18 protein-coding genes and 4 pseudogenes are annotated in these 18,131 nt (G+C 59.3%); 11 read left to right on the top strand and 11 right to left on the bottom strand.

Annotation, left to right across the window (positions count from 1 at the left end; translation table 11 throughout):
- Positions 1-5: 5 nt before the first annotated feature.
- Genes HUK68_RS02680 through HUK68_RS02690 form a run of 3 tightly spaced genes read left to right on the top strand, consistent with a single transcriptional unit; the run spans position 6 to position 4,315 of the window.
- The gene (locus tag HUK68_RS02680) at positions 6-1,865 is read left to right on the top strand and encodes a hypothetical protein (RefSeq protein WP_244146234.1); all 1,860 of its coding nucleotides are present in this window, start codon (positions 6-8) and stop codon (positions 1,863-1,865) included.
- 60 nt (positions 1,866-1,925) lie between these two features.
- The gene (locus tag HUK68_RS02685; RefSeq protein WP_238324277.1) at positions 1,926-3,941 is read left to right on the top strand and encodes a hypothetical protein; all 2,016 of its coding nucleotides are present in this window, start codon (positions 1,926-1,928) and stop codon (positions 3,939-3,941) included.
- The gene (locus tag HUK68_RS02690) at positions 3,938-4,315 is read left to right on the top strand and encodes a hypothetical protein (protein WP_024815627.1); all 378 of its coding nucleotides are present in this window, start codon (positions 3,938-3,940) and stop codon (positions 4,313-4,315) included. The genes HUK68_RS02685 and HUK68_RS02690 overlap by 4 nt, the downstream gene beginning before the upstream one ends.
- 93 nt (positions 4,316-4,408) lie before the next feature.
- On the opposite strand, the pseudogene HUK68_RS23190 reads toward HUK68_RS02690, so the two are convergent.
- From HUK68_RS23190 to merR, 3 genes and pseudogenes are all read right to left on the bottom strand, one after another.
- A pseudogene (locus tag HUK68_RS23190) lies at positions 4,409-5,073 on the bottom strand (IS3 family transposase); the annotation flags it as partial.
- A gap of 97 nt (positions 5,074-5,170) precedes the next feature.
- A complete protein-coding gene (locus HUK68_RS02705) occupies positions 5,171-5,518 on the bottom strand; it encodes a hypothetical protein (RefSeq protein WP_175502825.1) in 348 nt (115 codons plus the stop codon).
- Positions 5,519-5,645: 127 nt separating this feature from the next.
- The gene (gene merR, locus HUK68_RS02710) at positions 5,646-6,080 is read right to left on the bottom strand and encodes a mercury resistance transcriptional regulator MerR (protein WP_004636746.1); all 435 of its coding nucleotides are present in this window, start codon (positions 6,078-6,080) and stop codon (positions 5,646-5,648) included.
- Between the two features lie 70 nt (positions 6,081-6,150).
- On the opposite strand from merR, the gene merT reads away from it, so the two are divergent.
- From merT to HUK68_RS02735, 5 genes and pseudogenes are all read left to right on the top strand, one after another.
- Complete coding sequence (gene merT / locus HUK68_RS02715) at positions 6,151-6,501, top strand: mercuric ion transporter MerT (protein WP_024815625.1); 351 nt, start codon at positions 6,151-6,153, stop codon at positions 6,499-6,501.
- Positions 6,502-6,514: 13 nt separating this feature from the next.
- Positions 6,515-6,790: a mercury resistance system periplasmic binding protein MerP gene (gene merP / locus HUK68_RS02720; RefSeq protein WP_024815624.1), complete on the top strand. Its 276-nt coding sequence runs from the start codon at positions 6,515-6,517 to the stop codon at positions 6,788-6,790.
- Positions 6,787-7,248 (top strand): organomercurial transporter MerC, encoded by a 462-nt coding sequence (gene merC / locus HUK68_RS02725; RefSeq protein WP_434082455.1) that lies wholly within the window; start codon positions 6,787-6,789, stop codon positions 7,246-7,248. The genes merP and merC overlap by 4 nt, the downstream gene beginning before the upstream one ends.
- 40 nt (positions 7,249-7,288) lie before the next feature.
- On the top strand, positions 7,289-8,986 hold the full coding sequence (gene merA, locus HUK68_RS02730) for a mercury(II) reductase (RefSeq protein WP_024815623.1): 1,698 nt from the start codon (positions 7,289-7,291) through the stop codon (positions 8,984-8,986).
- A 17-nt stretch (positions 8,987-9,003) separates the two neighbouring features.
- A pseudogene (locus tag HUK68_RS02735) lies at positions 9,004-9,081 on the top strand (transcriptional regulator MerD); the annotation flags it as partial.
- Here HUK68_RS02735 and HUK68_RS02740 read toward each other — a convergent pair.
- The 4 genes and pseudogenes from HUK68_RS02740 to HUK68_RS02755 form a co-directional block, all read right to left on the bottom strand.
- Positions 9,072-9,299: pseudogene (locus tag HUK68_RS02740) on the bottom strand (ArsR/SmtB family transcription factor); the annotation flags it as partial. The pseudogenes HUK68_RS02735 and HUK68_RS02740 sit on opposite strands and share 10 nt — an antisense overlap.
- A 224-nt stretch (positions 9,300-9,523) precedes the next feature.
- Positions 9,524-9,958: a MarR family winged helix-turn-helix transcriptional regulator gene (locus HUK68_RS02745; RefSeq protein WP_024815622.1), complete on the bottom strand. Its 435-nt coding sequence runs from the start codon at positions 9,956-9,958 to the stop codon at positions 9,524-9,526.
- Between the two features lie 119 nt (positions 9,959-10,077).
- A protein-coding gene (locus tag HUK68_RS02750; RefSeq protein ID WP_155886562.1) for an IS5 family transposase occupies positions 10,078-10,832 on the bottom strand; the annotation gives its coding sequence in 2 pieces (ribosomal slippage) (positions 10,078-10,499 and positions 10,499-10,832; 756 coding nt in all).
- 93 nt (positions 10,833-10,925) lie between these two features.
- On the bottom strand, positions 10,926-13,265 hold the full coding sequence (locus HUK68_RS02755) for a heavy metal translocating P-type ATPase (protein ID WP_024815619.1): 2,340 nt from the start codon (positions 13,263-13,265) through the stop codon (positions 10,926-10,928).
- On the opposite strand from HUK68_RS02755, the gene HUK68_RS02760 reads away from it, so the two are divergent.
- Positions 13,264-13,401: a hypothetical protein gene (locus tag HUK68_RS02760; RefSeq protein ID WP_175502826.1), complete on the top strand. Its 138-nt coding sequence runs from the start codon at positions 13,264-13,266 to the stop codon at positions 13,399-13,401. The two genes, HUK68_RS02755 and HUK68_RS02760, sit on opposite strands and share 2 nt — an antisense overlap.
- A gap of 93 nt (positions 13,402-13,494) precedes the next feature.
- A complete protein-coding gene (gene cadR / locus HUK68_RS02765) occupies positions 13,495-13,992 on the top strand; it encodes a Cd(II)/Pb(II)-responsive transcriptional regulator (RefSeq protein WP_024815618.1) in 498 nt (165 codons plus the stop codon).
- Positions 13,993-14,143: 151 nt separating this feature from the next.
- Here the strand turns inward: cadR and HUK68_RS02770 are convergent, their stop codons facing one another.
- Positions 14,144-14,617: a CzcE family metal-binding protein gene (locus tag HUK68_RS02770; RefSeq protein WP_162150984.1), complete on the bottom strand. Its 474-nt coding sequence runs from the start codon at positions 14,615-14,617 to the stop codon at positions 14,144-14,146.
- Positions 14,618-14,775: 158 nt separating this feature from the next.
- Between HUK68_RS02770 and HUK68_RS02775 the strand changes: the two are divergent.
- Positions 14,776-15,323: pseudogene (locus HUK68_RS02775) on the top strand (DUF3363 domain-containing protein); the annotation flags it as partial.
- 68 nt (positions 15,324-15,391) lie between these two features.
- On the opposite strand, the gene HUK68_RS02780 reads toward HUK68_RS02775, so the two are convergent.
- The 3 genes from HUK68_RS02780 to HUK68_RS02790 form a co-directional block, all read right to left on the bottom strand.
- Positions 15,392-15,739: a DUF4148 domain-containing protein gene (locus HUK68_RS02780; RefSeq protein ID WP_024815616.1), complete on the bottom strand. Its 348-nt coding sequence runs from the start codon at positions 15,737-15,739 to the stop codon at positions 15,392-15,394.
- Positions 15,740-16,040: 301 nt separating this feature from the next.
- Positions 16,041-17,378, bottom strand: coding sequence for a heavy metal sensor histidine kinase (locus HUK68_RS02785; RefSeq protein WP_035242061.1), 1,338 nt, complete (start codon positions 17,376-17,378; stop codon positions 16,041-16,043).
- Positions 17,375-18,061, bottom strand: coding sequence for a heavy metal response regulator transcription factor (locus HUK68_RS02790; RefSeq protein ID WP_175502827.1), 687 nt, complete (start codon positions 18,059-18,061; stop codon positions 17,375-17,377). The genes HUK68_RS02785 and HUK68_RS02790 overlap by 4 nt, the downstream gene beginning before the upstream one ends.
- Between the last annotated feature and the right edge of the window lie 70 nt (positions 18,062-18,131).

Here is an 18,131-nt window from a genome sequence, read left to right on the forward strand (position 1 = left end):
AGGACATGGCAAGAAAGAGAAAGCAGGCAGAACATATGCGGTTGACCGACTGGGCCCAAGCGGGAAGGGCCTATTGCGCTGAGCTACCCAAGCTAGCCTTTCCCTTGGTGGGAGACGCGCCTGAGTTCTACGTCCCTCAGCGCACCATTCTGCGCATGTCGGACGGGGCGCAGATGCACACCCACTTGTGGTGTTACCTAGAGCGAAAGTTGCTGCCCGGCAAGTTCTATCAGTTCAATCCCTCCAGCCTATCTGCGCAGCGAGTTAAGGATATGTCCAGGGTTATCGAGCGCCTGTCCAAGCGATTCCGATTTGACAACGCCCGCCCTCGGACGGTAACTCAGGGACTACACTTTCTGGCCAGCATTCTGAACTGGCTAGACGAGCCTAACCACCAGGGACGCTATGAAGCAGTCCTGAGCGACCCCGACCTGGCACTGGAGGCGCTCAAACAGCACCACAGCTACGTGCGGCAGCGAATGCAGGCAAATCGCACCGGGAATAACTTCGGCCAGGCGGCAGCGTCGAACCTCGACACCAATGCCATCAAGATGATGTCCGTGGTTCACGACCGGGAATACGGCGACGAGATTGAACCTATTCCGTTTTTCCATAGCGAAGGTGTCAAGCCTCCCAAAACTGAAAGTGTGGCCGGCTTCATGGCATGCTTGCAAGGAGTCTTCGACTCGGTGACGGAGATCACGCTCGATGCTCAGTTGGATGCCAGAAAAGAAGCGCCGCTCGGCGCCCTGCGTTGGGATACGGGCGAGATTGCGCACTCGGTCGAGATTCCTCCTCAGACTCGCATTGAGCGACTGATGGAGCTTGGGTGTGTCGCTTACGCAGGATTGTGCTTGGGTGACTCGGGGGCCAACCTCGCTGCGATACAGTCCTACGAAGAACCGGAGGATATGCAAGAGCAACTGGCGAACCCAGAAAAGATCAACTTGCGCCACAAGGTCATCAAGTTCCGAGCCGGAGGAAAGGAGGTGCCGGTCCACCTGACTGTTACCACCTTCACACGCTTGCGGTCCTACTTGCGCCTCCGGGAAGCGCTTCGTTTGCGGCTTGGCTGCCAGGACATCAGTCCGATGTTCATTCAAACGGTTTATGGATTGCGCGCTCGCACCGAAATGCCGCTAGGTATTACTCCTCTGGGATCGAACTTCACTGCTTTATTGCGCAGGAAGTTCCGCTTCGTAGGTATTAACTTGCCTGCGGTCACGATGCAGCAGTTGCGTGTCTATAAATCTGGCATAGTTATCAGAGAGCACAACCCCAAGGTGGCTGCCGACATGATGGGGAATTCGGTCAGCACGGCGATCCGCAAATACAGCAAGATCACCGAGGCAGAGTCGCAGTCGGAAGTGGCCCCTTTCCTCACCTCATTGACTTCCGTAGTCCGGAACCGGTTGGAAGCCGAGAAGCTGAAGAGTGACACTCCTCTCACCGCCATCCCTATCGGGGGCTGCGCAGACCACGGCCATCCGAGGGCTCTGACGGAGGAGCCGCTGGTGAGGCCCGATTGCAAGAAAACCGAAGGTTGCTTCTTCTGCGACAAGTACCACGTCCATGCCGACGAAGGGGACTGCATCAAGTTGATGTCGTGCCGATCGGTGCTGGAGCGCTTAACCCCTGGCCCCGGTAGCACCGGTGCGGCCGAACGGGTCTATGCCGTTGTGATCGGTCGCATCGGTGTCCTGCTCAATGAGATGAAACGACTCAATCCTGAAGCGCATGAACGAGCTCGGGTGGCAGTTGAACATGAAGGTAGGCTCAGCCGCTACTGGTCTAGCAAGCTCCAACAGCTGCACTTGCTTGGTCTGCTGTCGCCGCCTAACTCCCGACTCCACGATGCCGGCTAGCTGCGTCTCGCCTCCACTGCATTTTTGCTTTTGCCGACGTTTAATCTCGAACGACCATACATGAGAAAAACAGACCTTCAGACTCAGCGCGGCACTGCTCCGAGCCTGTTGCAGGAGGGGCTGGCCTTTCTGGAAGCAGCGCCTCCGACGCATGTTCATGGTGATATTCTAGGATCGTCGACGGCTTCGGGAGTGGAGCCATACTTCGATTCTCAAACTGTCGTCACCCGGGACAGTCAGGACCAGCCTTTGAGTCGTTACCGGGATCGGGTGTGGGACCTAAGTTCGATGAATATGGACGGCATGCACACATCGTGCAACCTCTACTTTTTCGAAGCACAGGCTCTATCAGTTTCACCTGAAGCCAGCAGACCCGAATTGGCTGCGCTCATCCGCGAGCAGCAAAAGGCGCTGTTGTGGCTACATATTGATACTGGGCGCCAAAGGGCCTCGAGAACGACCGTAACGTCGAATAACACGCTGACCAGGCTCGCCCAAGGTGCCTACCAACGCGGTGTCACGTTGTTCGATTTGTTCTGCGAACCGGAGATGCTTGGCGAAGAGTCGGCGGAGCTAAACTCCAACTATGCCCAGTCTGCTAGAGCCCTGCTCAGGACGCTTTGGCGCCACCGCGACTTCCTCAAGATTCGGGTTGAAGTCCATCAGAAGCGATTGAGTGAGACGATCCGGCGATCCGCCCCCTCAAAGGAGACCAAGAACCAGACGCCCATCATTCCCTCACGAATCTATTGCGCAATCCTGGGCAGTCTACTGGACAGTTTGGATGTGCTTGAGCGAGATCTAGACACTCTGTTGGATGCCTATCGACAGGAGCGTGCTGCCACTCTGTATGCGCCGGAAAACCTGAGCCCAGGAAAGCTGAGCATGCATCGCAACATCCAGCTCGAAGAAGTCCACAAGGTTATGAGGACGAAAGGATGGGGGCATGCGAGCCTCCGCGGGTTTATCGCTGGTGAACTCTCCTTCGTTCAGCTCAAGTTAATGAACCTCGTGATTGCCTTCACAGGTATGCGAATCGGAGAGGCGAGGATTCTGCCGCTGAAAGGAGTGCTTGAAGAGGTGGACTACGGAGGGGCCTTGCATTATGTGCTCAATGGCTACACGCACAAGCTAAATGGAGGTCGCAAGAAGCCGGCCAGTTGGGTTACAAGTCGTGAGGGGTATCGGGCGATACTGCTTGCTAAGCGGATCTCGTCGACCGTCCTAGACGTGTTGAAGAATTACATCCCCGGAACGGATGACGATGCATTTTTGTTCTGCACGCTGGACAACCCGTACAAGAAGGCGGGAGCTCCGCCAATCTACAAGAGATTGAACGATCAACTTATCCCTTCAATCTGTCCCATCGTCACGCAGGCCGACATTGATGAACTTAATGCTATGGAATTGGAGCGGAATTGGCTGCGCGAGGGGATTAAGGTCGGGAATCCCTGGCCGCTGACCTTCCATCAATACCGCCGTAGCCTGTCGGTATATGCCCATCGCTCGGGCATGGTGAGCCTGCCGGCCCTCAAAGGGCAGTTGCAACACATCACCGACGAAATGCGAGCGTATTACAGTGACGGGTTCTGCCGGGCCGTCAACCTAGTTTTCGACAAGGACCACTTCAGCCACGAATGGACTGCCGCCAAGGCAGAGTCGAGCTTTCTGGCTTACAGCATGGCATTGCTGTTCTCGGACGAGGACCTCATTGGGCAGGTTAGCGGCCGCGGGGCCGCGAGGATGGCGAAAACGGTATCCAGCCGCTCCCGGCAAGAGACACTGAAGCTCTTTCGTGACGGCAAACTGGCCTACAGGGAGACTGTTCTGGGAGGGTGTACCGCCGTGGAAGGCTGCGATCACACGCCATTGGAACCCATCCCTTGGGACTGCGTGGAGAAGGACTGTCCCAACGCAGTCGTGTTCGGCAAACGCCTTGGCATGCTCATCAAGACACAAGAGACGGTGGTCGCGACACTGGCGAAGGAAGATCAAGGCAGCGTGGAGCACCGACTGGAAGTTGACCACCTGCGGGTACTCCTCAAAGCGCGCCAAAAATTCCTGGAGGCCGAATGAGCGCCAGGGTACAAGTCGACAAGTACTTCGCCGCCCTGGAGCGTTTGAAGGTCCGCAAAAAGCCAATCAACAATGATGCCGTGGCTCTCGAGGCGGGATGCGGTAGGGGCAGCATCAAGAAGTCTAGGCCAGCCTACGCTGAACTAATCACGGCCATTGAGGCTGCAGCTAAGGACCAGGCCGAGGGCGAAGTCGCCTCAGACCCTGTGCCAGCCCTTCGCCAAGCCATTGGCGAAATTACGAGGAGGCTGGACCAGTCCCTGGACCGGGAGCTGGCCCTACTCCACGAACTTTACGACCTGCGCGCGCAAGTCAAACAGTTCGAGGAGGAGAACCGACTTTTGAAATTGGGTCGGCTCGTCCAAGTGCGATGATTCCCATTCCCAAGCATATGAGCCGTTGCACGAAACGATGCAGCGGTTGCCTAACTTAAACCACTTTGCCTCCACGAAAGCCGTGGCGATTCAGATGTCCATGGCCCAGACCTGATTGGCGCGGTCGATGGTGAGCTCGCGCAGCAGGTACGGGTAGACCTTGTGGCCGGGGTGCTTCTTGCTGGTGTTGGGCTTGCGGTAGATCGCCTGGACGCACATGCGATGCACCAGCGTGCGCACATGCCGACGCCCCGCCATGAAGCCTTCGCGGCGCAGCATGTCACGCAGCATGCGGCTGCCGGCAAAGGGATAGTCCAGGTGCAGCTCGTCGATGCGACGCATCAGCTTGAGATCATCCTCGCTGGCCTCCTGTGCCTGGTAGTACACCGTGCCCCGGCTGATGCCCAGTAGCCGGGCCTGATGGCTCACGGGCAGGTCGTGATCGCGGTCGATCATCGCTTTACGCTCAGCAGTCCCGCCTTGCTGAGCGCTCCTTGCAAAAAATCGTTCTCCAAGGTCAGCAGACCGATCTTGGCGTGCAGATCCTTGAGGTCAATGACAGGCTCATCTGGCTTGCTGTCGGCACCGAACACGTCGGCGGCGCGGTCCAGTAACTGTTTGCGCCACTTGATGATCTGCGTGGGGTGCAGGTCGTGTTTTTGCGCCAGCTCGGCCAGAGTCTTGTCGCCACGTACGGCCTCCAGCGCCACTTGCGGCTTGAATGCCGGCGAGTGATTGCGGCGGGGTCTTCTGCTCATTACTTGCTCCAGTCTCGGGGGCCATTCTCAGGCCCGTTCAGGGGGAGACTGCGCTTATCGGACTGTACAGATTTTCAGGACCATCTCTGTAGTGAACCTATTTCACAAATATTTTGTTGATCAGCAATCTGTCTAAATACTGAGCACTTGTATACGCAGCATACGCTTGCCACTCATCTCCTTTTGCAGGGTCTGCAAAATCACAGACGGATTTGAGAACAATTGCACGTGTATCAGTTTGACCAAGATAGAAAACCGCACTCAATACACCATAGGCCTCCATCTCAACCCCTATAGTTTTTCTATTCTGCGACTGAATTAGTTCCACAGTTGCGGTATCTTCCAGCACCACCGCCCCGCTAGCAACTGGACCAACACGCAATGAGAGGCTATGAGGAGGACGCTTTCCCTTAAACCCGACATATATCTCAATCCAAATACTCACGCGAAACAGAAAGCGTACGAAAAATTGATGCGAGTCCCGGCTCCAGGGGAATCTGTGCGGGCTCACTAAGTAGCACCACGCGACCTTTCTTCACGGGGTCGTCTCAGAAAACGGAAAATAAAGCACGCTAAGGCGTCGCCGCCCCTGCCAGGCTTGCCCCGCCCTGTAGTGACGCGATCAACGGGCAGGAAACATTCCCCTTTCGTGCATGGCAGGCGCACACGAGTTCAGACAGCACGGTTTCCATGCGCGCCAAGTCGGCCATCTTCTCGCGCACGTCCTTGAGCTTGTGCTCGGCCACGCTGCTGGCTTCCTCGCAGTGGGTGCCATCGTCGAGCCGCAGCAGCTCGGCGATTTCATCCAGGCTGAAGCCCAACCGCTGAGCGGATTTCACGAACCGCACCCGCGTTACATCCGCCTCCCCATAGCGGCGGATGCTGCCGTAAGGCTTGTCCGGCTCGGGCAGCAAGCCCTTGCGCTGATAGAACCGGATCGTCTCCACATTGACGCCGGCCGCCTTGGCAAAAACGCCAATGGTTAGGTTCTCCAAAGTATTTTCCATATCGCTTGACTCCGTACATGAGTACGGAAGTAAGGTTACGCTATCCAATCCAAATTCAAAAGGCCAACGTATGTCTGAATCGCAAAACGGGCGCGGTGCGCTCTTCGCCGGCGGGCTGGCCGCCATCCTCGCTTCAACCTGCTGCCTAGGGCCGCTGGTACTGGTCGCCCTGGGCTTTAGCGGGGCCTGGATCGGCAACCTGACGGTGCTGGAGCCGTATCGGCCGATTTTCATTGGCGCGGCGCTGGTGGCGCTGTTCTTCGCCTGGAAGCGTATTTACCGGCCCGTGCAGGCATGCAAGCCAGGTGAGGTCTGCGCGATTCCGCAGGTGCGCGCCACCTACAAGCTGATTTTCTGGATCGTGGCCGTGCTGGTCCTGGTCGCGCTTGGATTTCCCTATGTCGTTCCCTTTTTCTATTAACCAGGAGTTCATCATGAAGAAACTGTTTGCCTCCCTTGCCCTCGCCGCCGTTGTTGCTCCCGTGTGGGCCGCTACCCAAACCGTCACGCTAGCGGTGCCCGGCATGACCTGCGCCGCCTGCCCGATCACAGTCAAGAAAGCGCTCTCCAAGGTCGAAGGCGTGAGCAAGGTCGATGTGGGCTTCGAGAAGCGCGAGGCCGTCGTCACTTTTGACGACACCAAGGCCAGCGTACAGAAGCTGACCAAGGCCACCGCAGACGCCGGCTATCCGTCCAGCGTCAAGCAGTGAGCCAGCAAGCCAACGACAACAGCGAGAGCCGCTTCATGGGACTGATGACACGCATTGCCGATAAAACCGGCGCGCTCGGCAGCGTCGTTTCCGCGATGGGCTGCGCCGCCTGCTTTCCAGCCCTCGCCAGCTTCGGCGCGGCCATCGGGCTGGGCTTCTTGAGCCAGTACGAGGGACTGTTCATCAGCCGCCTGCTGCCGCTGTTTGCCGCGCTGGCCTTCCTGGCGAACGCGCTGGGTTGGTTCAGTCATCGGCAATGGCTGCGCAGTCTGCTCGGCATGATCGGGCCGGCCATCGTGTTCGCGGCCACAGTCTGGCTGCTCGGCAACTGGTGGACGGCGAACCTGATGTACGTCGGCCTGGCCTTGATGATTGGGGTGTCGATCTGGGACTTCGTGTCGCCGGCGCATCGCCGCTGCGGCCCGGATGGTTGCGAACTCCCTGCGAAACACGGCTGACCGTGCTAGACGGCGGCCCACACGAATAAGGAACGATGGTATGACCACTCTCAACATCACCGGCATGACCTGCGACTCGTGCGCGGTTCACGTCAAGGACGCCCTGGAGAAAGTCCCCGGTGTGCGCTCGGCGGAAGTGTCCTACGCCAAGGGCAGCGCCCGGCTCGCTATCGAGGCCGGCACGTCACCCGACGCGCTGACGGCCGCTGTGGCCAGACTAGGTTATCGGGCCACGCTCGCCGATGCGCCCGTGGCTCCGGTGGGTGGCGGACTGCTTGGCAAGATGCGCGAATGGCTGGGCAGTGAGGACAAGGCTGGCGGGGACGGGGGCAAGCTCCACATCGCCGTGATCGGCAGCGGCGGCGCTGCGATGGCGGCGGCGTTGAAAGCCGTCGAGCAAGGCGCGCGCGTCACGCTGATCGAGCGCGGCACCATCGGCGGCACCTGCGTCAATGTCGGTTGCGTGCCGTCCAAGATCATGATCCGCGCTGCCCATATCGCCCATTTGCGCCGGGAAAGCCCGTTCGATAGTGGTATCACGGCCGCCGAGCCGACCATCCAGCGCACGGCGCTGCTGGCCCAGCAGCAGGCCCGCGTCGATGAACTGCGCCACGCCAAATACGAAGGCATCCTGGACGGCAACCCGGCCATCACCGTGCTGCATGGCGCAGCCCGCTTCAAAGACAATCGCAACCTGGTCGTGCAACTCAACGGCGGCGGCGAGCGCATCGTGACGTTCGACCGCTGTCTGGTCGCCACCGGCGCGAGTCCGGCCGTGCCGCCGATTCCAGGCCTGAAAGACACCCCTTACTGGACTTCCACCGAGGCGCTGGTCAGCGAGACTATCCCTAAGCGCCTGGCCGTGATCGGCTCATCGGTCGTCGCGCTGGAACTGGCGCAGGCGTTCGCCCGACTCGGAGCGAAGGTGACGATCCTGGCGCGCAGCACGCTGTTCTTCCGAGAAGACACGGCCATCGGCGAAGCCGTCACGGCCGCATTCCGCATGGAAGGCATCGAGGTGCGGGAACACACCCAGGCCAGTCAGGTCGCCTATATCAATGGTGAAGGGGACGGCGAATTCGTGCTCACCACGACGCACGGCGAACTGCGCGCCGACAAGCTGCTGATCGCCACCGGCCGCTCACCCAACACGCGCAGCCTGGCGTTGGATGCTGCGGGCGTCACGCTCAACCCGCAAGGCGCGATCGTCATCGACCCCGGCATGCGCACCAGCGTGGAACACATCTACGCCGCCGGCGACTGCACCGACCAGCCGCAGTTCGTCTATGTGGCGGCGGCGGCCGGCACCCGTGCCGCCATCAACATGACCGGCGGTGACACGGCCCTGAACCTGACCGCGATGCCGGCCGTGGTGTTTACCGATCCGCAGGTAGCGACCGTGGGCTACAGCGAGGCGGAAGCACACCATGACGGCATCGAAACCGACAGTCGCACGCTGACGCTGGACAACGTGCCGAGGGCGCTTGCCAACTTTGACACACGCGGCTTCATCAAGCTGGTCGTTGAAGAAGGTAGCGGACGCCTGATCGGCGTGCAGGCGGTCGCGCCGGAAGCGGGCGAACTGATCCAGACCGCCGCGCTGGCGATTCGCAACCGGATGACGGTGCAGGAGCTGGCCGACCAGTTGTTCCCCTACCTGACGATGGTCGAGGGGCTGAAACTCGCGGCGCAGACCTTCAACAAGGACGTGAAGCAGCTTTCCTGCTGCGCCGGGTGAGGAAAAGGAGGTGTTCGATGAACGCCTACACGGTGTCCCGGCTGGCCCTTGATGCCGGGGTGAGCGTGCATATCGTGCGCGACTACGAGGCGCGATACACCAGGTTGCGCCCGTGGCGCTCCTGGCTCACCAGGCCAGCATGGGCCAACTCTTTGAGGTGAAACGACAGGGTGTTGGAGGCTACTCCCAGCTGCTCGGAGATTGCGCCAGGGGTGAGACCATCCTTGCCTGCCACGACGAGTGCGCGGAAGACACGGAGGCGTACCTCTTGAGCAAGCGCTGCAAGCGAGCGGACAACTTCAGGCTCATTCATTTCTCATGAATACACCAATTATTGAAATATAAGCCGGCTAAATCCACTCCTATTTGCATGGCGAGTGGCGGCTCGGGAAATGCGATTCGCCCCAATGGCCGTGATGAGTGGCACGCTCCAAAATCACACACCCTGGCTCGACCATCGAGGTACGCAGTCCAAAAGGCGCCAGCATCGGTCAGGGGTGGCGGCTTGCATCCGAAATCCTTGATTGAAGGAATCAGTCAGTAGACTGATTGGTCTTCTCTCAGGGCCGTCAACAACAACAGAAGGGATTTCTCGACTGCGGCACGATCCCGCTCACTCAGGCAGGCAAGCAATTGCACTGCGTGGTCATCCAGGGCAGCATTCCAATGATTGACTGACTGAAACCCTTCGTCGGTGAGCGTGACCAACCATTTCCGGGAATCGGCGGGATTGGGCTCCTTGACGACCAGACCACGGGTCGCCAGTGCGTCAACAGAACGCGACACCCAACTTTTTTCGCGTCCAACCCGCCTGCCCAGTTCAGTCATCGCAAGCGTCCCGGAGCGCTCCAGTTCGGCGAGCAGATTGCATTGGCTGTTCATCTTGCTGTTGCGTTCCACTGACCTACTTTGCGATTGTGTGAACAAACGGGCGACCTCCCGCAACAGACTTCCCGAAATGGCCGTTGTCATTTTGGTGCGTATTGCAGTGGATAGTATGAAGTCTTGGATTTTTCGTGTGGCCAACTCTTCCACTCAAGAGCCAAGGCGGTCGGCTCATAGCGCCGAAACTAGCTAGGACGTGTTGAGAATCAGCGAGAGTTGATAACCCCAGCTGCGAGATAGATCATCGCTGCGAAGCTGCTATCCGTCTTGTCGCTGCGCATTGCGATACGTTTGAACTCCTTGAGCTTGCAAAAGAAGTTCTCGATCAAGTGGCGCCATTTGTAGACCTCCAGGTCAATCTCCAGTGGCGCTCTCCTGCGGGGCATCTGTGAGATCACCACCTGCGCCCCGCGCTTACCCAACTCCTGGATCAGCCAATTCACATCGAAGGCCTTGTCGGCAAGCAAGGCATCAAAGCGCACACCGGCAATCAGCTCTCTGACCCCTTTGGTGTCGTGGCGCTGCCCTGGCATTAAGACGAACTTCACCAGATTGCCCAATGCATCTGTCAGCGCCAGTATCTTCGTGGTCATGCCGCCCCTCGAGTGGCCTATGGCCTGGCCCGAAGTCCCCCTTTTGCCCCCTGGCCGTGCCGATGCACTTTCACAATCGTGGCATCCACCATCGCATATTCCATGTCCGGCTGCTCGCTCACTGCATCGAACAGACGTTGGAACACATCGGCCTTAACCCAGTCTCTAAAGCGTTTGAACACCGTGTTCCACTTGCCGAACTCTGGCGGCAGGTCTCGCCAGGGGCTGCCTGTGCGGGCAATCCACAGCACTGCCTCAACGAAGCGGCGGTTGTCTGTGCCGCTGCGTCCAGGATCACTTGGCTTGCCAAGGCATTGAGGCTCCATCTTGGCCCATTGCTCGTCTGTCAGTACCCATCGAATGCTCATGCGCCTATTGCATCACAGCCCTCCGAGCCGTTGCGCTTGATTCTCAACAGCCCCTAGTGGAAGTGAGCATGTTCAGCCAGCTATGCGGTCTGGCTACCTTCGTGCCCTTCGAAGAAGGCGCAGGCCATTGCCCACGACCAGCAAGCTGGCCCCCATGTCTGCGAAGACCGCCATCCACATGGTCGCGGTGCCGACCACCGCCATCACCAGGAAGACGCTTTTGATACCCAGTGCCAAAGAAATGTTCTGCCACAGAACGGCGTGAGTATGTTTGGACAGTCGCACCGTCTCGGCTACACGCTGCAGATCGTCGTTCATGATGACCACATCGGCTGCTTCCATGGCCGTGTCGGTTCCCGCCGCACCCATGGCAAAACCGATGTCAGCCTGCGCTAGCGCCGGCGCATCGTTGATGCCGTCGCCGGTCATTCCAGTGGCGCCATAGCGCTTTTGCATTTCCTTGATGGCGTCGAGCTTGGCTTCGGGGAGCAAATCGCCACGGGCTTCATCAATTCCGGCCTGGGCAGCGATGGCCATTGCCGTGGCCGCGTTGTCACCCGTCAGCATCACCGGCGTCACTCCCAGCGCCTTGAGGTCGACGATGGCCTGTTTCGACGTCTCGCGAATGGTGTCCGCTACCGCAAACAGCGCCAGGACGCGCGATTCGTCCGCCAGGAGGGTGACCGTGCGGCCTTGTTTTTCTTGGATGGCCAGCTCCGCCTCCAACTCCGGACCGCACAGTCCTTGCTCATGGATCAGACGGTGATTGCCCAGCGTCAACCGCACACCATTGACCATGCCTTCGACGCCGCGCCCGGGCAGCGCTTTGAAGTTTTCAGCCTCGGGCCCCTTGATCTCCAGTCCCTGGACGATTGCCTTAGAGACAGGGTGGTCGGACCGAACCGCAAGGCTGGCAGCCATTTGCTGGACTTCCGTTTCATCAGCACCACCCCACACCTGCCACTTCACCAGCTTGGGTTTGCCTTCGGTGATGGTGCCGGTCTTGTCGAGCGCCACCGCCTTAAGGAGCCGGGCATCTTCCAGGTAGGTTCCGCCCTTGATCAGGATCCCGCGGCGCGCTCCTGCAGCCAATCCGCTGACCACCGTGACCGGCGTGGAAATGACCAGAGCGCACGGGCAGGCGATCACCAGCAGAACCAGGGCCTTGTAGAGCGCCTCCAGCCAGGTAAGGCCCATCAGAAAAGGAGTAAGGACAGCTACCGCCACGGCAATGGCGAAAACTGCGGGGGTGTAGATAGAGGCGAACCGGTCCACAAATCGCTGCGTCGGAGCGCGCGTTCCTTGCGCTTGTTCGACAGCTTGGATGATCCTGGCCAAGGTGGTATTGCTCGACAAGGCCGTAACCTCGAACTCCAGTTCACCGGTCTCGTTGATCGTGCCGGCGAACACCTGGTCTCCAGGTGCCTTGTCCACGGGGATGCTCTCGCCAGTCACAGGGGCCTGGTTGATGGCGCCGTTGCCCTTGGTCACCATACCATCCAGCGGCACGCGTTCGCCAGGCTTGATGCGCACGGTCGCTCCAATGGCCACCGAGGCCACCGGTGTAGCGGTCCATGCTCCGTTGGTGCCCAGTACCAAAGCCTCTTCGGGCGCCAGTTCCAGCAAGCCCTTGATAGCGTTTCGGGCCCGGTCCACTGCCTTGGCTTCGATGAGCTCCGCAATCGCGTACAGAGCCATCACCATCGCGGCTTCTGGCCACTGACCAATGAGGAATGCGCCGGTGACGGCCACCGACATCAGCGCATTGATGTTCAGCCTGCCGCGCAGCAGCGCCGCAATGCCTTTTTTGTAGGTGTCGATGCCGGCCAGCCAGATAGCCAGAGCGGCAATCGCCATGCCGGCCACTTTCCAAGCCATCTGGTCTGGCGCGAAGAACGCGAGAACCTCAGCCCCCGTGGCGAACACGAGTGCGGCAACCAAACGTGAGATGCCGCCTGCAAAACCATGTCCATGGTCGTCGCCTTCGGCGGATCCAACCACGTGTCCCCCCTTGGCTTCGCCCGCGTCTGCCACTGGCTGCGGATCGAAGCCCGCTTTGCGGATCGCCTCCAGGGCCAAGGGATACGCACTTTCTTGCGCATCGATCTTCAGCGTGCGCGCACCAAGCTGAAATCCCAAAGAGCGGATACCTTCCAGTGGCTCCAGCGCCCGACGGATTTCCGCCTCCTCTGCGCTGCAGTCCATGGTCGCGATTTTGAAAAGCTTGCCCTGGCTGATTTGGGGGGCTGATGCCGTGGCCACGGGCTGCGGATCGAATCCCGCTTTGCGGATCGCCTCCAGGGCCAAGGGATACGCACTTTCTTGCGCATCGATCTTCAGCGTGCGCGCACCAAGCTGAAATCCCAAAGAGCGGATACCTTCCAGTGGCTCCAGCGCCCGGCGGATTTCCGCCTCCTCGGCGCTGCAGTCCATGGTCGCGATTTTGAAAAGCCTGGCCTGGCCAGAAACGCTGGCGGTCACATTGCCAGGCGTGGCAGGACTTGAACGACCTGCGGAACAGCAGGAGTCAACGCTTGTGGAGGTGCTGGTTTCTGGTTTCATGGCCTAATTGGAAACCCTATAGTGACTTTAAAGTCAAGTGGTAGCACAGAAAATGCATCGTGCGGCGTTCTACAGCAAGCTCATTTTTGAAAGCGGAGCAATGAAAATTGGCGAACTGGCCAAGGCCACCGGCACGCAGACAGAAACCATCCGCTACTACGAGCGGGTGCAACTGCTGCCGACAGCAAAGCGCACGGAAAGCAACTACAGGGTGTACGACGGTAGCCACGTCGAGCGTCTGGCCTTCATCCGGCACTGTCGCAGCCTGGACATGACACTCGATGAGATCCGCGTGCTGCTGCATTTCAAAGACGCGCCCGGTGAGAACTGCGGCGCGGTGGACGCGCTGCTGCAGGCACATATCGGGCACGTGGTTGACCGTATTCGAGAACTTCAGGCGCTGGAAGCAGAGTTGCGCAGTTTGCAGCGGCAGTGTTCATCTGGTCATTTGGCCGGGGACTGCGGCATCTTGGGCGGTCTGGTAATTGCCGCGCGTCAACACAACCACATCCCACCAGCCCCACCCATCGAGTCGCATCTGCCTGGAGTGCATCGCGAAATCGGTACCGGTACCAAACAGCGCGGCGTCAAGCACTGACTTACCAACCCTACCTTGACGCGCGCCGGCCGCCCGAGGGTGATGCACAGTCCGATTTTTTCGTGCCGCTGCTGTACGACGTGGCGACCAAAGATATCCAATGATGCCCCTCCCTGCTTGACAGCAACCCTCAGGCGCGGCGCGTGACCCCTTAGTTCCGGTTCAGCGGGTTTTGCGCGACATACACGTTGAGCGACTTGCCCGTGAATCCGGCTGGCGCGATCTTTGCCAGGTCCACGGGCCGGCGATCGAGTCCGTTGAACGTCCACGAGAACTCCTTGCCTTCGCTGCGGAACGTGACCGTATCACCGTAGGCAACGTTCAGGTGCCGGGCGGTTGAGACATCCACGACTCGGGCTTTGGCGGCCTGCTGAGCGGGTTGACCGTAGAACGATTGACCGTTGGCAAACGTGTCAGCTGCCATGGCAGACGCAGAGGCCATGCCGAAAATAATGGCCACCTGGATGAGACGAGTCGAACGCATGTAGAGCTCCTTCTTGATGATGACCGCGCCGCCGATGCCGGCGCAGTGACGCCTTGGGGCGACATGAGGGACTCTAGCGATCCGTAACCAACAGATCGCGATCATCTGGATGACAAATTTGTCATCTGCAGCAGCGCGCAAGGTGCGTGTTTGTGCAGACCCAATGAGCTGAACTTCGCGGGCAGCTGGCTGCCTCATCGTCGGGCTATACGCATGTCTCGGTCACTGTAAAACCTGTGAACTTGACTCTGCACCCGCTACAGGGTTTTCAATAGCATCGGATCACAAGAAGGAAGAGGCGCAGGGAACGCGCGCACCGACTCAAGGCTTTGTCGATCGACGTGGCCGTGGGAATGACGCACCTGCCCATTGAGCGGCAGGCGCGCGTGATTGGGGCCGCCTGGCTGGACCAGCAGTTGATCGGCGGCGGTAAAGAGCTGGGCTAACTAGGGTTTGGCAGCGAGGCCAAGGAGGTACTACAGAAATGCGCCGACTTCCTGGCCGACCAGGGCCTGGCCGAGCGGCGCGGCCAGCGCATCATCCTGACGTGCAATCGTCTGGCGACGCTGCGAAACCGCGAGCTGTCGCATGCCGCGAAGACATTGCCGCTGAAACCGGGCTGGAGCATCGGTCCCTCACCGATGGGGAGCGCGTAGCTGGCATCTACCGGCGAAGCGTGATGCTCGCCAGCGGGCGCTACGCCATGCTCAATGACGGCTTGGGATTTAGCCTGGTGCCGTGGAAACCGGTGATCGAGCAGCCGTTGGGAAAGCAGGTTGCCGCGACGGTGCGCGGCAGTGGGGTGGCATGGGAAATTGGGCGGCGGCCTGGGCTTTCTCGAGGTTAGTCAGGCCGACGCCAGCGATCTTATAGGCTGGATTCGCCATGATCCGCTGGAACCGCAACTGAGGGCGATCAACCCGGGTAGTAGAGACGCTGACGTGCGTCGCGTTCGGCAGGTGACTCGTTCAGCATTTCGTTGATCACTTCCTGACGAGTTTTCCCTGGGCCCACATTAGGCACAGGCATTGGGTAGTTGCTCTCGCCATAAGACAGGAGTCCTTGCTGCATGGCAGCCTTGGTTTCCGCGATAACCTGCTCTCGCGTCTTATCGCTCTTCCAGTGTTCCGGGTGAACGATGATGCCCTTTTCATTGTTGGCAGGATGCTCGTATGCTGCCGAAGCCATCCCCGGTAGACCCAGGGTGACCACTGCGGCCACTGCTGCAATCATGGAAGAAGGGGAGAGACGACGTTGAGTCATGGCTAAGGTCCTTGTAGAAGTCAATAAAACTTGCATCTCCCATGCCTTTGCTAGGCGATGATGAGATGTGTTCATCGTAGAAACCCTGACCCAACAGAACGCGGACAGCACGATGACTTTTCTGTCATCTTTTGCTGTTTTTGACCTTATCGCGGTGACAAGGTCCTACCATGAAGACATGGGAAAATATCCTGCATGGGAGTAAGTGCGATGGAGTCGCTTCGGTCAATTGCAGAAAATCCAACCCGAAAACACGAACGCATCATGGATGCGTAAGTAGGATCACCGGCAACAGAGCCCCTTACAGAGCGCGGATTTTCATCCCGACAATCGTCACCCCGTTTTCTGACCATGCAACCGGCTCACCCTGGTGCATGCGAGCGATCGCGCCAACGATGGCCAAGCCGAGGCCATGGTTGCTTTGCCCATGGCTGCGAGCAGGATCGCCGCGGAAGAATCGATCAAACAGGTGCGGAAGTATTTCTGGATCGATGGTATCTCCGCAGTTAGTGACGCTGAGCAACACGCGGCCTCCATCAGAGGGCTTGAAGGTGACTTGGACGATCGAACCATTTTTTGCGTATCGGGTGGCGTTGCCCAGCAGGTTGGACAGTGCTCGGCGCAACAGCGGCACGTCAAAGGCGCCATGGGCATCGCCCACCACCTTGGCGGTGAGGTCGGCCTCGGCCAGCGCCGCCTCGTGGTAGTCCAACACGTCTGCAGCCATCGATGCAAGGCTCGCAACGGGAACGCGGCGTGCGCCCACGCCCCGATCCGCCTGGGACAGGAACAGCATGTCGTTGACAATGCCGGTCAGGCGATGTAGTTCCTCCAGGTTGGAGGCTAGGACCTCTCGCATGTCCGCCTGTTCAGGGCGCCTTAGCGCCAGCTCATTGTTGGCAATGAGCGTGGCCAGTGGCGTGCACAACTCGTGCGCTACGTCGGCATTGAAGCCCTCCATCTGTGAGTAGGCCTTTTCGATGCGTTCCAGGAGCGCATTGAACTGGTCGATTAGGGGCACGAGTTCAAGGGGTTGTTCTGCGCCGTCGAGCCGGTGGTGCAGGTTGTCCGCCGACAACGCACGCGTCTGGCTGACCAGTCTTCGAACGGGCGCCAGGCCCAGGTTGACCAGGGAGAAGCCACCCAGCGAAACCACGATGGCCCCTCCGATGGCTGCCACCAGCAAGGTAAGTGCAAGCCGGTGCAGCAGCTGGTTGTCCGTTTGGATGTCCAACGATAACCGGACGCGCAAAACCTTGGAGGGGGGCTGGCCCGCAGTCTGTGCAACCTCGAACTGCCGTTGACGCCACACCGTCTTCGCATTCTGGTTGCGGGCATGGGCATAGAGGACAAACCCATCGGCCTGCGCTAATTCGAGCGACAGATCTCCGTGTCCCACCAGGAAATCGTCGAGCTTGTGAGCGAGATCTTCCGAATTCTTGTGCTCTTTACTATCCGCCAGTAGATGCCGAATGACGTTTTCCTTTTGCGCCAACGTGTCCTCTTGGCGATCACGAAAGTTGAACTCGGTCACCAGATACACGGCCAGGCAGACCAAGCCCAAGCCTGCAAAGCTTTGCAACGCCAACCACCACGACAGCCTCTGGCGCAGTGAGCGATGTTGGATCAGTGCATTCATTCGTTGCGCTCTTCCATGATGTAACCCATACCCCGAACGGTGTGCAGCAGTGCCTTCTCGAAGGGCGCGTCGATCTTGTTGCGCAAGCGCCGGATGGCGACCTCCACCACGTTGGTGTTGCTGTCGAAATTCATGTCCCACACCTGCTCGGCAATCTCGGTGCGCGACAGTACCTCGCCGTTTCTTCGCAGGAACAGCGTCAGAAGCTGGAACTCCTTGGCGGTCAGCTCCAACTTCTGACCGCTGCGGAACGCCTTGCGCCGCACCAAGTCCACGTCGAGATCGGCAAGGCGCAGTTGCGTGGGCTCTGCCGCATCCCGTGTGCCATGCGTGCGCCTCAGGAGCACCTGGATGCGTGCGTTCAGTTCGGAAAACGCGAAGGGCTTGACCAGATAGTCGTCAGCACCTGTCTGCAGTCCCAGCACGCGGTCCTCGACGCTCACCCTCGCTGTCAACATCAAAACGGGTGTCTGCCTGGATTTACGAAAAGCGGTAAGGAGGCTGAAACCGTCGATCCCTGGGAGCATCGCGTCCAGCACCAGCAGGTCGTGCCCGCCTTCGAGGGCCATGTGTAGCCCATCCACGCCGTTGTGGGCCACGTCCACCACGTAGCCGACCTCTCCTAGTCCCTTGCGCAGGTACTCGGCAAGCTTGACTTCGTCTTCAATGAGCAAGATTTTCATGACGCCATTCTCGAAGCATGCGGGGCATTCGAATATTACGAATTTGTCATCTGGCTGTTGGTGTCTTGTC

It is taken from the genome of Comamonas antarctica (assembly GCF_013363755.1).
In the GTDB taxonomy this organism is placed as follows: Bacteria; Pseudomonadota; Gammaproteobacteria; order Burkholderiales; family Burkholderiaceae_C; genus Comamonas; species Comamonas antarctica.

Excerpts from the sequence above, each read along its gene's own strand:
- HUK68_RS02685 (WP_238324277.1), top strand. The coding sequence starts at position 1,926 with ATGAGAAAAACAGACCTTCAGACTCAGCGCGGCACTGCTCCGAGCCTG.
- HUK68_RS02690 (WP_024815627.1), top strand. The coding sequence starts at position 3,938 with ATGAGCGCCAGGGTACAAGTCGACAAGTACTTCGCCGCCCTGGAGCGT.
- merR (WP_004636746.1), bottom strand. The coding sequence starts at position 6,080 with ATGGAAAATACTTTGGAGAACCTAACCATTGGCGTTTTTGCCAAGGCG.
- HUK68_RS02755 (WP_024815619.1), bottom strand. The coding sequence starts at position 13,265 with ATGGACTGCAGCGCCGAGGAGGCGGAAATCCGCCGGGCGCTGGAGCCA.
- merT (WP_024815625.1), top strand. The coding sequence starts at position 6,151 with ATGTCTGAATCGCAAAACGGGCGCGGTGCGCTCTTCGCCGGCGGGCTG.
- HUK68_RS02760 (WP_175502826.1), top strand. The coding sequence starts at position 13,264 with ATGGTCGCGATTTTGAAAAGCCTGGCCTGGCCAGAAACGCTGGCGGTC.
- merA (WP_024815623.1), top strand. The coding sequence starts at position 7,289 with ATGACCACTCTCAACATCACCGGCATGACCTGCGACTCGTGCGCGGTT.
- HUK68_RS02785 (WP_035242061.1), bottom strand. The coding sequence starts at position 17,378 with ATGAATGCACTGATCCAACATCGCTCACTGCGCCAGAGGCTGTCGTGG.
- HUK68_RS02745 (WP_024815622.1), bottom strand. The coding sequence starts at position 9,958 with ATGACAACGGCCATTTCGGGAAGTCTGTTGCGGGAGGTCGCCCGTTTG.
- cadR (WP_024815618.1), top strand. The coding sequence starts at position 13,495 with ATGAAAATTGGCGAACTGGCCAAGGCCACCGGCACGCAGACAGAAACC.
- HUK68_RS02780 (WP_024815616.1), bottom strand. The coding sequence starts at position 15,739 with ATGACTCAACGTCGTCTCTCCCCTTCTTCCATGATTGCAGCAGTGGCC.
- HUK68_RS02680 (WP_244146234.1), top strand. The coding sequence starts at position 6 with ATGGCAAGAAAGAGAAAGCAGGCAGAACATATGCGGTTGACCGACTGG.
- merP (WP_024815624.1), top strand. The coding sequence starts at position 6,515 with ATGAAGAAACTGTTTGCCTCCCTTGCCCTCGCCGCCGTTGTTGCTCCC.
- HUK68_RS02790 (WP_175502827.1), bottom strand. The coding sequence starts at position 18,061 with ATGAAAATCTTGCTCATTGAAGACGAAGTCAAGCTTGCCGAGTACCTG.